Below are 13,075 nucleotides of genomic sequence, written 5' to 3'. Positions count from 1 at the left end.
CCCATGTCCGTCCGTCCTCACCAACCCACTCCCCTCGCGCTGGCCATCATGCTGGCCTTTGCCGCCCCTGCCAGCGCCCTGGCGCAGCAAGCGACAACCTTGCCCGCCGTGACCGTCTCGGCCAGCGCCCTGGCCCTGGGCAGCGACGACATGAGCACGCCCGTCACCGTGCTCGAAGGCGAGGAACTGGTGCGCGCCCGCGAAGCGACCCTGGGTGAAACCCTGGCCGGCCAGCCGGGCATCACCTCCAGCCATTTCGGCGCCGGCGCCAGCCGTCCCATCATCCGCGGCATGGATGGCCCGCGCGTGAAAGTGCTGTCCGATGGCGCGGAAGTGCAGGACGCGTCGACCATCAGCCCCGATCATGCCGTCGCGGCCGAACCGATGCTGTCGGAACAGATCGAAGTCTTGCGCGGCCCGTCCGCGCTGGCCTACGGCGGCGGCGCCGTCGGCGGCGTGGTCAACGTGATCGACAAGAAAATCCCCACGCGCGTGCCGGCGAAAGGCTTTGAAGGCAGCGCGGAAGTGCGCGCCAACTCTGCCGCGCGCGAAAAGGCGGGCGCCTTTGAAGTCACTGGCGGCTCCGGCAACATCGCCTTCCACGCGGAAGGCGTCAAGCGCGATGCGAAGGAATACAAGGTCGGCAGCGGCTGGGAAGGCGGTTCCAAGGTGGCCGGCAGCTACAACAAGACGGACACGGGCAGCGTGGGCGTGTCGTGGGTGGGACAGCGCGGCTTCCTGGGCCTGGCCTTCACGAGCCAGCATGCGGAATACGGCTTGCCTGGCCACAACCACGAATTCGAAAGCTGCCACCCGCACGGCACGCATCTGCATTGCGGCGGCCACGAAGGCCACGGCCATGGCGATGAGGAAGAACACGACCATGACCACGAAGATGGCGCCGTTCCCTACGTGAAACTCAAAAGCGAGCGCTGGGACGTGCGCGGCGAATTGCGCGACCCCGTGCCCGGCTTCGCCAAGCTGCGCCTGCGCGCTTCGTTTACCGATTACAAGCACGATGAAATCGAAGGCACGGAAATCGCCACCACCTTCAAGAACAAGGGCCACGATGCACGCCTGGAAATGGAACACCATCCCGTCTTCGGCTGGCGCGGCGTGGTGGGCCTGCAAACGTCGAAACGCGATTTCTCCGCCCTGGGCGAAGAAGCGTACGTGGCGCCGACGGTAACGAAGAAACACGCGGCCTTCCTGGTCGAGGAATACAAGCTGGACCAATGGCGCTTCGAAGCGGGCTTGCGCCACGAATGGCAAGACATCACGGTCGACAGCGCCACCCTGCAAGACCGCAGCGCCAAGGGCACGTCCATCTCGCTGGGCGCCGTGTGGAAATTCGCACCGCAGTATTCGCTCGGTTCGACCATTTCCCGCACGCACCGTTTGCCCAGCGCCGAGGAACTGTATGCGCACGGCGTGCACATGGCGACGGCCACGTATGAGCTGGGCAATCAAAACCTGGGCAAGGAAACGTCGAACAATATCGACTTGACCTTGCGCAAATACGCGGGCGCCACGACCTTCTCGGCCAGCGCCTACCGCAACAAGGTGGACAATTACATCTTCGGCAGCACGCTGGACAGCCACGAAGGCTTCCAGCTGATCCAGTACGCCCAGCGCGACGCGACCTTCACGGGCGTGGAAGGCCAGATCCGCCAGCAATTGAACCCCATGTTCGGCGCCAGCGTGTTCGGCGACTACGTGCGGGCCAAGCTGGCCGACGGCGGAGGCAACCTGCCGCGCATCCCGGCCCAGCGCGTGGGCGTGAAGGTCGACGCCAACTGGCAGGCATGGAGCGGCGTGGCCGAGTTCTACCGCGTGGGCAAGCAGGATAAAGTGGCAGCGTTCGAAACGGCCACGCCGGGCTACAACATGCTGAACCTGTCCGCCAACTACGACACGCGCATCGGCACGACGCCGGCCCAGTTCTACATCAAGGCGAACAACCTGACGAATGAACTGGCGTACAGCCACACCTCGTTCATCAAGAATGCGGCGCCTTTGACGGGGCGCAACTTGACGGTCGGCATGCGTATCACCTTTTAATGTTTGACTAGACGGCAACTGCTGGGGTCAGCCCCGTCCGGGGGAATTTTTTCCAATGGGGAAAATTCCACTCCCGAAGGGACTGACCCCGGATTTCCGCTGAGTATGCATCGCATTATTCCGTCGCTCCGATCAGATCGATCCTGTCCGTACAAAACCCGTCCACACCCCAGGCCAGCAGCTCACTGGCCCGCTCGGGGGTGTTGACGGTGTAGCAAAACAATCCCAATCCCTCTTCCTTCACGGCAGCCGCCAACTCCGGCGTCAGCTGCTGGTGGTCGCAATGCAGCGCCACCACGCCCAGTTTGCGGGCCGTCCGCGCCCAGCCATCCGGTATCTGTTCGACCAGCCAGCCGCGCGCCAGTTCCGGCGCCGCCTGGCGCGCCGCCTCCAGCGCCGCAATGCTGAACGACGACAGCAGCGGCAATAATTCCCCTGCAGCAATTTCCTTCGAAAAATGATCGCGCGTGGCCAGCGCCACGGTCTTGCCCGTCGGCACGTCGAAGCCGGGCGCCGGCTTGATTTCGATATTCATCCAGATGCGCTGCGCCTTGCAGTAATCCACCACGGCGGCGAAGGTGGGCACGCCTTCACCCGCGAAAGCGGGGCCGAACCAGGCGCCCGCCTCCATCGCGCCCAGTTGCGCGGCCGTGTAATCGTTGACAAGGCCGCTGCCGGCCACGGTACGGCCCAGTTCGGGGTCGTGCACGACGACGGGCACGCCGTCGGATGCCAGCATGACGTCGAATTCCACGGCGCGGTAGCCGTAAGCCAGGCCGCAGCGCAGGGCGGCCAGGGTGTTTTCAGGCGCCAGGGTGCCGCCGCCGCGGTGCGCCAGGGTGCGTGGATAAGGCCACATGATGCTTCCTTTATAGCAATTCCATGGATACAGACTGTCTTGCCATACTATTGCGTGCCTGCCCTGAAAAGTAAAGCGGCCCCGTTTGGCGATCCTCCGCGGCGAATGGCGGCGCGCCAGCCCCGTTTCGTCGCAGCCCGGTTGCGCCCAGGCTTGCGCTGGCACACAATGCCCCATCGCTACCAGCAGACACCACCATGAAAACCGATGCAACATCCGCCGCAGCGCCAGCAGCCAAGGCCAGGTCTCCGTACTACCGCATGCTGCCCGACGCGCGCTATGCGCTGGCGCTGAACGTGATTTGCGCGCTGGTCATTACCTTCATCCTCAATCCGGGCAGCCATTTCGGGCAAAACCTGATCGCCTCGATGTGCATCGGCACGATCGCCTTCTTGCTGATCGACGGCATGCGCCTGACCCTGTGGGGCGAAGGCCAGCGGCCGAAATTCCTGCCCTTCATGCTCATCATCCTCATTTCCGTGCCCGTGGCGCAAATGCTGGGCCTGACCCTGTTCAGCTGGCTGACGGGCGTGGACGTGGGCGGCTTCGAAAGCCTGCTGCCTACCCAGATGATCAGCACGCTCGTATTCACCCTGCTGGCCACGGGCGGCGCCGTGCTGTTTTTCTCCAGCCGCGAAAAAATTGCCCGCCTGCAAATGGAAGCCGCCCAGGAAAAGGCCCGCGCCGAATCCGTGGCGCGCCAGGCGATGCAAGCCCAGCTGCAGCTGCTGCAGGCGCAGATCGAGCCGCACATGCTGTTCAACACCCTGGCCAACCTGCAAGGCCTGATCAGCTTTGACCCGGAGCGCGCCCAGTTGCTGCTCGACCAGCTGATCCAGTATCTGCGCGCCACCCTCTCTTCCTCGCGCGCCGGGTCCACCACCCTGGAGCAGGAATTTTCCCTGATGCAAGCCTACCTGGGCCTGATGTCGATACGCATGGGTGCGCGCCTGCGCTTTACGCTGGACTTGCCCGACACTTTGCGCCAGATCAAGGTGCCCCCCATGCTGCTGCAACCGCTGGTGGAAAACGCCATCCAGCACGGCCTGGAACCGAAGATCGAAGGCGGACACATCCACGTGCAGGCATCCACGGACGCTGGCGTGCTGCTGCTCACCGTCAGCGACGATGGCCTGGGCCTCGACCATCCGGGCCAGACCAAGGGCACCCACCTGGGCGTGGCGAATATCCGCGAACGCCTGCGCGGCATGCACGGCGACGCCGCCAGCCTGTCGCTGACCGCCAACCATCCGGCAGGCGCGACCGCCCGCCTGACACTTCCCCTTCCACCCACCATCACGAGCCACCTCGCATGAGTCCACATACTCCACGCGCGCCGCGCGCCCTGATCGCCGAAGACGAACCCATCCTCGCCGCCGCCCTCGCACACGCCTTGCAACGGCTGTGGCCGGAGCTCGACATCGTTGCCACTTGCCCCAACGGCGTGGAAGCCTTGCGGCAAGGCCTGGCGCTGCAACCCGACATATTATTTCTCGACATCAAGATGCCGGGCAAGACGGGCCTGGAAGCGGCCGAGGAACTGGCGGAACAGTGGCCGGACGGCGTGCCTTTCCCCCACATCGTGTTTGTCACCGCCTACGATGAATACGCGCTGGCCGCCTTCGAACACGCGGCCGCCGATTACGTCTTAAAACCCGTCAACGATGCGCGCCTGGGCAAGACGGTGGAACGCCTGCAGCAACGCTTGCGCGACAGCGCTGGCGGCAACGGCAACGCTACAGCTACGGCAAGCCCAACGCCAGCGACGTCGGCAGCCGAATCCGCCAGCGACGGCAACATGGCCCGCCTGCTGAGCCAGTTGCAAGCCATGCTGCCGCCAGCGCCGCGCCTGCAAATGATACGGGCCGCCGTCGGCAACAGCGTGCGCATGATCGCCCTGGCCGATGTCGTGTATTTCGAAGCGCTGGACAAATACATCAACGTCGTGTGCCAGGACAGCGAAGCGCTGATACGCACGAGCCTGAAGGAGTTGCTGCCCCAGCTGGACCCGCAACAATTCTGGCAAATCCACCGGGGCACCATCGTCAACGCCAGCGCCATCGCCACGGCCGTGCGCGACGATGCCGGCAAGCTGTCGCTGACCCTGCGCCAGCATCCGGCGCAGCTGCGCGTCAGCCCTTTATATGCCCATTTGTTCCGCCAGATGTAAAACCGTTAATGCAGCTGGTGCTTCAAGTCCGACAATTCATCGTGCACCTTGAGCACGGCGCTCTTCATTTCCGGCGTCACGCTGGCCGCCGTGCCGCATGCCCGCTTGGCGCGGTCGCCCAGCGATTCCATCTGGTCGACGGCTTGCCGGATGCGCGCATCGTCCTGCGTGTCGATGGCTTGCCGCACGGCGTTCTTTTGCTGGTCCAGCTGGTTGATGCAATCCTTCAAGTCCATCGGCATGCCCTGCTGCTTGCCGCACAGCTGGGCCGCCTGGCCGATCGCATGTTCAATGGCGCCAAAGCGCCGTGCCACTTCCTTTACTTGCATCATGATGATCTCCTGTTCGCGTGGTGTCCGGGTTGGATCACCAGACTGGCGCAGGGTTCCCCGCCAGCCGCCATGGCTTCGAAATTTCCACATGGCACTTTTTTGTAAGCACTGGTGACATTTTAGATAATTATCAAATCCTTCAGATACATTGGCGTACCTGAACCACCATGTCCTCCATGACCTCGCCAACTACCCTGCCCCGCCGCGCTCCCAGCCTGCTGCTGATCGTCCTGCTGCACCTTGGCTTTGCGTATATCGTCTTGCAGTCGCGGCCCCGCGCCGTCATGGATGAACACTTGCCGCAGGGTCCGGCCATCGCCTGGCTGCGCCACACGCTCCCGGCGCCGCCCAAGCCGCCCCCCGTACGGTTGCCCGACGCAAAACCGGCCGCCGCACGCCCGCCGCGCCTGCCCGTGCCGGCGCCCGTCAACCGCCCCTTGCCCGTTCCCGCCGCCGAACAGGCGCCGGCGCCGGCAATGCCGGAAGCGATCACGCTCGTCGCGCCGCCCAGCGCGGCCGACATCCTGGCGCAAGCCAAGCGCGACGTGGGCAAGATCGACAAGGAGCTGCGCAAGGAATTCCCGCAACGGGGTGGGGAGAAATTCGACGACACGGGTTTCAAGCGCATGCAACAGGGATTTGCCGAGGCCTACGCGGCCGTGCCGCCGAAATGGTACGAGGCCTCAAAAATCGAGGAAGTGGGCGCGAACGAGGCCAAGGGCAGCCGCACCTATAAAATCACCAGCGCGCTGGGCACCTTGTGCGTGACCACGCGCGCGGGCAAGCAGGGGGAAACGATGATCGGCAACTGCCCCAAATAACCGTTCAGCCGACGGCTTCGCGCGCGCCCAGCGGCTGCAAATGGCGCAGGCGCAAGGCGATCAGCACGCCGCCGCCCAGGCACAGGCCCAGCATGACGACCACGCCCGTCCAGCCGTCGAAGCCCCACATCATGCCCGAGGCGGACCCGATCAGGCTGGAACCCAGGTAATAGAACAGCAAATAAAAGGCCGAGGCCAGCGCCTGCGGCGCGCGGGCGCGGCGGCTGACCCAGCTGCTGGCGATCGAGTGCGAGGCAAAGAAGCCGAAGGTGGCCAGCGCCATGCCGATGACGATCAGCGGCAGCGAGTCGAACAGGGTCAATACAATGCCGGACAGCATCACCGACAGCATGATCCACAGCACGCCCCGGCGCCCCAGGCGGTCCACCAGGCGACCGGCCCAGACGGAACTGAAGATGCCGATCAGATACAAGAAGGCCAGCAAGCCGACCGTGCTCTGGCGCAAGCCGAAGGGCGCGGCCAGCAGACGGTAGCCGATGTAGTTATACAGGCTGACGAAACAGCCCATCAGCACGAAGGCCAGGCAGAACAGCCACGGCAAGCCCTTATCCGAAAAATGCTGCTTGATGGCATGCGGCAAGGCATTCCAGCCCTTGGTGCTGGGCACGAAGTTCTTCGACGCGGGCAGGCTGCGCCAGAATTCCGCCGCCGCCAGCACGCCGGCCACGCCCAGCACGCCCAGGGCCCAGCGCCACGACAGGAAATCGCTGAGCATGGACGCTACCAGCCGTCCCGACATGCCGCCAAACGCGCTGCCGGCGATATACAGTCCCATCGACAGGCCCAGCGACGGCCCTTCGATTTCCTCGCCCAGATACGCCATGGCCACAGCCGGCATGCCGCCCAAGGCCACGCCCAGCGCGGCGCGGATGGCCAGCAACTGCGCATAATCCTGCGCGAACGCAGACAAAATGGTCAATATTGCGGCGGAAAACATCGACGCCACCATCAGCGGCTTGCGCCCGACCCTGTCCGACACGGCGCTCAGCAGCACCAGCGAGATGGCCAGCAAGCCGCTCGACACGGACAGGGACCAGCTGCTTTGCGCCGGCGTCAGATGGAACTGGTGCGACAGCAGCGGAAACAGGGGCTGGATGCAGTACAGCAAGCTGAAGGTGGAAAAGCCGCCGAAGAACAGCGCGCGGTTGCTGCGCTTGAATTCGATGGAACCCTTGGCGATGGCCGTGCGGGGAGCGGGAGCGGCAGGCGAAAGCGCCGGAGTGACGGCGGAGGCATAAGCGAGCGATGAATCAGACATGGCCGTGTTCGTGAAAGAAGCGAGTCTTCATCTTAGGATTGCCAACTCATATCGTCCAATATATATTTAAGGCCCAACTCATACTTTAAAACGATTACTGGACGAATATGGAACTGCGCCACCTGCGTTATTTTGTCGCCGTCGCCGAGGAGTTGCACTTCACGCGCGCGGCCGAGCGCCTGCACATCGGCCAGCCGCCGCTGAGCCAGCAAATCCAGGCGCTGGAAGCGGAATTGGGCGCGCAGTTGTTCGAGCGCAACAAGCGCTCCGTGCGGCTGACGCAGGCGGGCACGCTGTTCCTCGACGATGCGCGGCGCATCCTGGCCCTGTCGGAGCAGGCGGCCGTGACGGCACGCCGGGCGCAGCGGGGCGAAGCGGGCGAATTGCGCATCGGTTTTACCTTTTCCACGCCGTTCACGCCGTATTTCGCCACCGTCATCAACCGCTACCGCCAGCTCTTTCCGCACGTCACATTGACCCTGCACGAAATGGCGACATTGCATCAACTCGAAGCGATCTCGGGGCGGACCATGGACCTGGGTTTCGTGCGCCCGCCGGAAACGACGTACCCCTCCGATATCAAGCTGACGCAACTGCGCCAGGACCCGCTGTTCCTCGTGCTGCCCGTCGCCCACGCGCTGGCGGCCAAGGAGGCCATCGCGATTGCCGACATGGCGGGCGAAGGTTTTGTCATGTATCCCAAGGATGCGGGCACGGGGATTTATCCGCAGATCTTTCGCCTGTGCAAGGCGGCCGGCTTCGTGCCCCAAGTGGCGCAGGAAGCGGGCGAGGCGTCGACCATCATCGGTCTGGTGGCGGCCGGCTGCGGCATTTCCGTGCTGCCCGCCTCGTTCGACCGCATCCGCATGGATGGCGTGTGCTACCGCCCCATCGACGACCCGCAGGCGACGACCAGTCTGTTACTGGCGCAAAGGGAAGAAGAAACGTCGCCGCTGGTGGCGGCATTCGTGAAACTGGCCGAGGAAGCGGCGCTGGAAGGGGGAGCGTAGGCCGGCAGGCGCCGGCCCACGTACTGCATTACGAGTAGTCGGCGTCCAGCTCCGAACCCGCATAGTTTTCCAGGTCCTCGAACAGGCTCTTCATGCTGGCCCGCGTGAGGATTTTATGCACGACGGTGCAGCTGCGGCGGTACGAAGCGATGCGGTCGAGCAACACCGGGTGATGCTGCACGGGCACCTTGGCCACCAGGGCGGCCCAGCCTTCCTCGAAGTCGGGCTTGTTCTTGCGCACGGAACGCACGAAGCGCTCGAACTCCTTCTGCCCCGTGCGCGCGATGACGCGCCCGCCGCCTTCGATGGCGAAGATGATGGCCAGGGCGATGACGCCCTCGGCATTCAAGTCGCTGTCGCTGACGGGGCCATTGTCGTGGTGGCGGCGCAGCCAGCCGGCCAGGCGCACGACGGCTTGCACTTCCTTGCGCTGTTGCAACTGCAACGCATACTTTTCATAGCCGGCCCAGTTCTGGTTCGGGTCGGCCTGGCAAATATCGATGAACAGCTCGCGCAGGCGCCGCTGCAGGTAGACGGGATCCTGGTCGTATTCGCCGACGAGGGCGTCTTCCGGCAGCTGCGACAATTCCTTGATCAGGCGAAAGCCCACCTGGAACGCGTGCTCGGCGCCGTGCTCGACGAGGAAATCGAGCGCGGCCTGGTCGCCTTCATGCGTGACGGCCTGCTCCAGGCCCAAGGACACGCCGCCCACCGTCAAATACAGCGCTTTCTGGATGCCGTCGGCCGTGCGTTCATTCGTGAACTTCTCGGCCACCATGGCCGTGATGCCCGTCAATTCATCGGCCAGGTTCAGGGCCGCGTCTTCGCGCGGGTCGCCCGGCAACAGTTTGATGGCGCGCACCAGGCGCGGAAGATTCTCTACAACAATTGCTGGCAGCATTAGACGTTCCCTGCTTTCATTACGAGAAAATGCCCGTGCCCAGGCTGCGGCGCGTGCTGGAACGCGGCGCGCTGCGCGTGCTCGGCACTTGCTTGCGCAGGCGGTACAGCAATTCCTTGGTACTGCGCTGCAACATGGTCGGCTCTTCGTCCGGGTCGTCCGAGTATTCCGCGTCGGCCAGGTCGGCGCTGTGGCGGAAGTCGGGGAACAGTTCGAACAGCGAGCGGTCCCAGCCGTCTTCATTCGCTTGCGCCAGCTCGATGGCCAGCGGCACGACGTCGTTGTCGGACGAGGTCACGCCCGTCACATACGGTCCCTTGATGACGATCTCGCCCGCCACTTCGAGGATTTCCTTCGGCGCCATCGAGAACAGGATGGCGAACGCCGTGGCGCCCCAGTCGGTGGCGGACGCTTCGAGCAGCAGCTCGCGGCGGCGCTCGGCGTCGTCGGTGGAAAACACGACGCCGTGGATGTGCGCGAACAGGGCTTCGGCGATGCGTTCCGGATCATCCTCGATCTGGTCGTCGCTCCAGGTGGCAGCGATGAAGGCCAGGCTGTCGGCCCAGGCTTTCGGCGGCACCAGCAAGGTCGCCAGCGACATCTTGCCGCCGTCGAAGCCGGCCAGGTGCAGGGCCGTCACTTGCGGCGGGATGGCATTCAACACTTCCACCACGGCAAGATCGCCGTACTGGTCGGCCGCGTCGGCAAACGCCTGCTCGGCGTGGCCCAGCGAACCGGACAGCACCAATTCCGTGACTTGTTTCGTCAGCGCGGGAAGATTGCTCTTTTGATCCGCATTTTGCTTGTCATTATCGGCCATGGTCATCTCCATCCTGGTCAAACATCTGGGCGAAATCGTCGGTCGCTTCGTCTTCATCGTGCTCGTCGTCGCCGTCGTCATTGGCGGCCAGCTGGTCCAGCGACTGGTCGTCGTCGTCCCACAGGCGGGGATTCTTGTGCAGGAAGGCCGTGATGATGGCCTGGCGCGCCAGGTCGGGGAAGCTTTCCTCGATGGCGGCGTACATCTTGGCCGCTTCCGGCGCGGCGCACGCGGCCATGGAAAACACGCGGGCCGTATCGCCGAATTCGTAGTCTTCGCTTTCGGCCAGCAAGCCCTTCGGGTCGCTGAAGGTGATGTGGTCGACCAGCGCGAAGGCCAGCATGTTCACGTCTTCGATGCCGCCGCCGCTCGCGTATTCGCCCACCAGCGCGTCGACCATGCTCTTGTAGTTCTTGCGGTTCGGCGGGTCGCCGAGGATGCCTTCGATCTGGCCTTCCAGCTCGCGCGACTGATACGCGAATTCAGGGTGTACTCTTCTCATGCTGTGCTTTCCAATGTGATGCGCGGCGCTGGATGAACAGCGCCGTTGTTGTTGTTTTTCAAGTAATTCTGGCCGGCCGATGCTGGCTACGTCCGTTAATCGGCAGGCAATACCGTGCCATGCAGGCGGAACACGCCGCACCACAGGGCATAGGCTTCCGCTTCCGGATCGATGATGATGCGGTGGTTCACGCTCTGGTCGTATTCGGCGCGCTTGGCCGGGTCGGCCAGGATCTCATACGCCTTGGTGACGCTCTTGAAGCGCGCCTCGGCGCCGGGGGCCTGGTTGCGGTCGGGGTGGAAGCGCATGGCCAGCGAGCGGTAAACCTTCTTGATTTCATCGTCGCTGGCATTGGGCGCGACACCGAGGACGTTATATAAATTTTCCATAAAAGGCTCCGGGGTCACGTTTTTCTACTAATTAAAGGCGAATTATCCTATAGAACGGCGTCCGCGTCGCTTGCATGCCGGGAAATGGGGGCAAATACGTGCTTATAAAGCGCTTGCGGTACGGTAAAATGCTTTTTACTGTCACTCTTCCGCATTGATCAATGAGCAACGATAAACCGAATAACGCCGCGCCGGCGCTGGCGCCCAATTTCTTGCGTAACATCATCGAAGCCGACCTGGCTGCCGGCGCCCATGTGCGTCCCGGCCTGCCCCAGGTGATCACGCGTTTCCCGCCGGAGCCGAACGGCTACCTGCACGTGGGCCACGCCAAGTCGATCTGCGTCAACTTCGGCCTGGCGCGCGACTACGCCGGCCAGTGCAACCTGCGTTTCGACGACACCAATCCGGCGAAGGAAGAGCAGGAATACGTCGACACCATCATGGACAGCGTGAAATGGCTGGGCTTTGACTGGGAACCGAAGCAGGCCGATGGCCAGAGCCACCTGCATTACGCGAGCGACTATTTCGACCAGCTGTACGCGATGGCCGAATACCTGATCACGGCCGGCTTTGCCTATGTGGACAGCCAGAGCGCCGAAGACATGGCCGCCAACCGGGGCAATTTCGGCCAGGCAGGCAAGAATTCGCCGTTCCGCGACCGTCCGCGCGACGAATCGCTGGCCCTGTTCCGCGCCATGAAGGCGGGCCAGTTCAAGGATGGCGAACACATCCTGCGCGCGAAGATGAGCGAAGATGCCATGAGTTCGCCGAACATGAACTTGCGCGACCCGGCCATCTACCGCATCCGCCATGCGCACCACCACCGCACGGGCGACGCCTGGTGCATCTATCCGATGTACGACTACACGCACCCGATCTCGGACGCGCTGGAAAACATCACGCATTCGATCTGCACCCTGGAATTCCAGGACCACCGCCCATTCTACGACTGGCTGCTGGAAACCCTGTCGGCCGGCGGCTTCTTCCAGCAACCGGTGCCGCACCAGTTCGAATTCTCGCGCCTGAACCTGACCTATATCGTCACCAGCAAGCGCAAGCTGCGCCAACTGGTGGAAGAAAAAATCGTCGACGGCTGGGACGACCCCCGCATGCCGACCCTGGTGGGCATGCGCCGCCGCGGCTACACGCCGGAAGCGATTCAACTGATGTGCGAACGCACGGGCGTGACGAAATCCGATGGCTGGATCGACTACAGCGTGCTCGAAGGCTGCCTGCGCGAAGACCTGGACCCGAAGGCGCCCCGTTCGGTGGCCGTGCTGCGTCCGTTGAAACTGATCATCGACAATTTCCCTGAAAACGACAGCGTGGAATGCACGGCGCCCGTGCACCCGCACTTCCCGGAGCGCGGCTTGCGCACCTTCCCCATCTCGCGCGAGCTGTGGATCGAGGAAGACGACTTCATGGAAGTGCCGAACAAGGGCTATTTCCGCCTGTATCCGCCGATCGACGACAAGCCGGGCAGCAAGGTGCGTTTGCGCTACGGCTACGTGATCGAGTGCACGGGCTACGACAAGGATGCGGACGGCAAGGTCATCGCCGTGCATTGCACCTACTTCCCGGACAGCAAGTCGGGCACGGAAGGCAGCGCCAATTACAAGGTCAAGGGCAATATGCACTGGGTCAGCGCGCCGACGGCCATTCCCGCCGAAGTACGCCTGTACGACCGCCTGTTTACGGACCCGCAGCCGGACGCGGGCGGCAAGGACTTCAAGCTGGCCTTGAATCCGCTGGCCAAGGAAGTCGTGCAAGCGTGGCTGGAACCGGGCGCGGAACTGGCCCAGCCGGAACAGCGCTTCCAGTTCGAGCGCCACGGCTATTTTGCGGCCGACCGGGTCGACAGCCAGCCGGGCAAGCCCGTCTTCAACCGCATCGTCACCCTGAAAGACAGCTGGCAGCCCGCCAAATAAGGG

General features: G+C 63.7%; 13 protein-coding genes. 6 read left to right on the top strand and 7 right to left on the bottom strand.

Going from position 1 to position 13,075, the window contains the following annotated elements:
- The first annotated feature begins 3 nt into the window (after nt 1-3).
- Entirely contained in the window at nt 4-2,061 is a 2,058-nt protein-coding gene (locus tag O3300_RS24610; RefSeq protein WP_305054383.1) for a TonB-dependent receptor domain-containing protein, read from the top strand.
- Between the two features lie 115 nt (nt 2,062-2,176).
- Here O3300_RS24610 and ugpQ read toward each other — a convergent pair whose 3' ends face one another.
- A complete protein-coding gene (gene ugpQ / locus O3300_RS24605; protein WP_305054382.1) occupies nt 2,177-2,920 on the bottom strand; it encodes a glycerophosphodiester phosphodiesterase in 744 nt (247 codons plus the stop codon).
- A 197-nt stretch (nt 2,921-3,117) separates the two neighbouring features.
- On the opposite strand from ugpQ, the gene O3300_RS24600 reads away from it, so the two are divergent.
- Together O3300_RS24600 and O3300_RS24595 are read left to right on the top strand one after the other, a co-directional pair.
- Nucleotides 3,118-4,236 carry a sensor histidine kinase gene (locus O3300_RS24600; RefSeq protein WP_305054381.1) on the top strand — a complete coding sequence of 373 codons (1,119 nt, stop codon included), beginning with the start codon at nt 3,118-3,120 and terminating at the stop codon, nt 4,234-4,236.
- Nucleotides 4,233-5,090 carry a LytTR family DNA-binding domain-containing protein gene (locus tag O3300_RS24595; RefSeq protein ID WP_305054380.1) on the top strand — a complete coding sequence of 286 codons (858 nt, stop codon included), beginning with the start codon at nt 4,233-4,235 and terminating at the stop codon, nt 5,088-5,090. Before O3300_RS24600 ends, O3300_RS24595 begins: the two co-directional genes overlap by 4 nt.
- A 5-nt stretch (nt 5,091-5,095) precedes the next feature.
- On the opposite strand, the gene O3300_RS24590 is transcribed toward O3300_RS24595, so the two are convergent.
- Entirely contained in the window at nt 5,096-5,422 is a 327-nt protein-coding gene (locus O3300_RS24590; protein ID WP_070257487.1) for a hypothetical protein, read from the bottom strand.
- A 167-nt stretch (nt 5,423-5,589) separates the two neighbouring features.
- On the opposite strand from O3300_RS24590, the gene O3300_RS24585 reads away from it, so the two are divergent.
- A complete protein-coding gene (locus tag O3300_RS24585) occupies nt 5,590-6,243 on the top strand; it encodes a hypothetical protein (protein ID WP_305054379.1) in 654 nt (217 codons plus the stop codon).
- Between the two features lie 4 nt (nt 6,244-6,247).
- On the opposite strand, the gene O3300_RS24580 is transcribed toward O3300_RS24585, so the two are convergent.
- Complete coding sequence (locus O3300_RS24580; protein WP_305054378.1) at nt 6,248-7,522, bottom strand: MFS transporter; 1,275 nt, start codon at nt 7,520-7,522, stop codon at nt 6,248-6,250.
- A 107-nt stretch (nt 7,523-7,629) separates the two neighbouring features.
- Here O3300_RS24580 and O3300_RS24575 point away from each other — a divergent pair, with 107 nt between their 5' ends.
- A complete protein-coding gene (locus tag O3300_RS24575) occupies nt 7,630-8,532 on the top strand; it encodes a LysR family transcriptional regulator (RefSeq protein ID WP_077400521.1) in 903 nt (300 codons plus the stop codon).
- A gap of 28 nt (nt 8,533-8,560) precedes the next feature.
- Here the strand turns inward: O3300_RS24575 and O3300_RS24570 are convergent, their stop codons facing one another.
- From O3300_RS24570 to O3300_RS24555, 4 genes are all read right to left on the bottom strand, one after another.
- On the bottom strand, nt 8,561-9,433 hold the full coding sequence (locus O3300_RS24570) for a hypothetical protein (RefSeq protein WP_077400518.1): 873 nt from the start codon (nt 9,431-9,433) through the stop codon (nt 8,561-8,563).
- 19 nt (nt 9,434-9,452) lie between these two features.
- Nucleotides 9,453-10,253 (bottom strand): hypothetical protein, encoded by an 801-nt coding sequence (locus O3300_RS24565; protein ID WP_034781755.1) that lies wholly within the window; start codon nt 10,251-10,253, stop codon nt 9,453-9,455.
- Nucleotides 10,243-10,755: a hypothetical protein gene (locus O3300_RS24560; RefSeq protein WP_034781751.1), complete on the bottom strand. Its 513-nt coding sequence runs from the start codon at nt 10,753-10,755 to the stop codon at nt 10,243-10,245. Before O3300_RS24560 ends, O3300_RS24565 begins: the two co-directional genes overlap by 11 nt.
- 95 nt (nt 10,756-10,850) lie before the next feature.
- Nucleotides 10,851-11,144, bottom strand: coding sequence for a DnaJ domain-containing protein (locus O3300_RS24555; RefSeq protein WP_010395442.1), 294 nt, complete (start codon nt 11,142-11,144; stop codon nt 10,851-10,853).
- A gap of 161 nt (nt 11,145-11,305) precedes the next feature.
- On the opposite strand from O3300_RS24555, the gene O3300_RS24550 reads away from it, so the two are divergent.
- Nucleotides 11,306-13,072: a glutamine--tRNA ligase/YqeY domain fusion protein gene (locus O3300_RS24550; protein ID WP_305054377.1), complete on the top strand. Its 1,767-nt coding sequence runs from the start codon at nt 11,306-11,308 to the stop codon at nt 13,070-13,072.
- The last annotated feature ends 3 nt before the right edge of the window (nt 13,073-13,075 follow it).

The organism is Janthinobacterium sp. SUN206 (genome assembly GCF_030587305.1).
Lineage (GTDB): Bacteria > Pseudomonadota > Gammaproteobacteria > Burkholderiales > Burkholderiaceae_D > Janthinobacterium > Janthinobacterium kumbetense.
This window is presented reverse-complemented; position numbering and strand designations above follow the sequence as displayed.

Bases quoted from the DNA above. Each gene is read 5' to 3' on its own strand.
- O3300_RS24600 (WP_305054381.1), top strand. From the start codon at position 3,118: ATGAAAACCGATGCAACATCCGCCGCAGCGCCAGCAGCCAAGGCCAGG.
- O3300_RS24585 (WP_305054379.1), top strand. From the start codon at position 5,590: ATGTCCTCCATGACCTCGCCAACTACCCTGCCCCGCCGCGCTCCCAGC.
- O3300_RS24570 (WP_077400518.1), bottom strand. From the start codon at position 9,433: ATGCTGCCAGCAATTGTTGTAGAGAATCTTCCGCGCCTGGTGCGCGCC.
- ugpQ (WP_305054382.1), bottom strand. From the start codon at position 2,920: ATGTGGCCTTATCCACGCACCCTGGCGCACCGCGGCGGCGGCACCCTG.
- O3300_RS24560 (WP_034781751.1), bottom strand. From the start codon at position 10,755: ATGAGAAGAGTACACCCTGAATTCGCGTATCAGTCGCGCGAGCTGGAA.
- O3300_RS24550 (WP_305054377.1), top strand. From the start codon at position 11,306: ATGAGCAACGATAAACCGAATAACGCCGCGCCGGCGCTGGCGCCCAAT.
- O3300_RS24580 (WP_305054378.1), bottom strand. From the start codon at position 7,522: ATGTCTGATTCATCGCTCGCTTATGCCTCCGCCGTCACTCCGGCGCTT.
- O3300_RS24575 (WP_077400521.1), top strand. From the start codon at position 7,630: ATGGAACTGCGCCACCTGCGTTATTTTGTCGCCGTCGCCGAGGAGTTG.
- O3300_RS24590 (WP_070257487.1), bottom strand. From the start codon at position 5,422: ATGATGCAAGTAAAGGAAGTGGCACGGCGCTTTGGCGCCATTGAACAT.
- O3300_RS24565 (WP_034781755.1), bottom strand. From the start codon at position 10,253: ATGGCCGATAATGACAAGCAAAATGCGGATCAAAAGAGCAATCTTCCC.
- O3300_RS24555 (WP_010395442.1), bottom strand. From the start codon at position 11,144: ATGGAAAATTTATATAACGTCCTCGGTGTCGCGCCCAATGCCAGCGAC.
- O3300_RS24595 (WP_305054380.1), top strand. From the start codon at position 4,233: ATGAGTCCACATACTCCACGCGCGCCGCGCGCCCTGATCGCCGAAGAC.
- O3300_RS24610 (WP_305054383.1), top strand. From the start codon at position 4: ATGTCCGTCCGTCCTCACCAACCCACTCCCCTCGCGCTGGCCATCATG.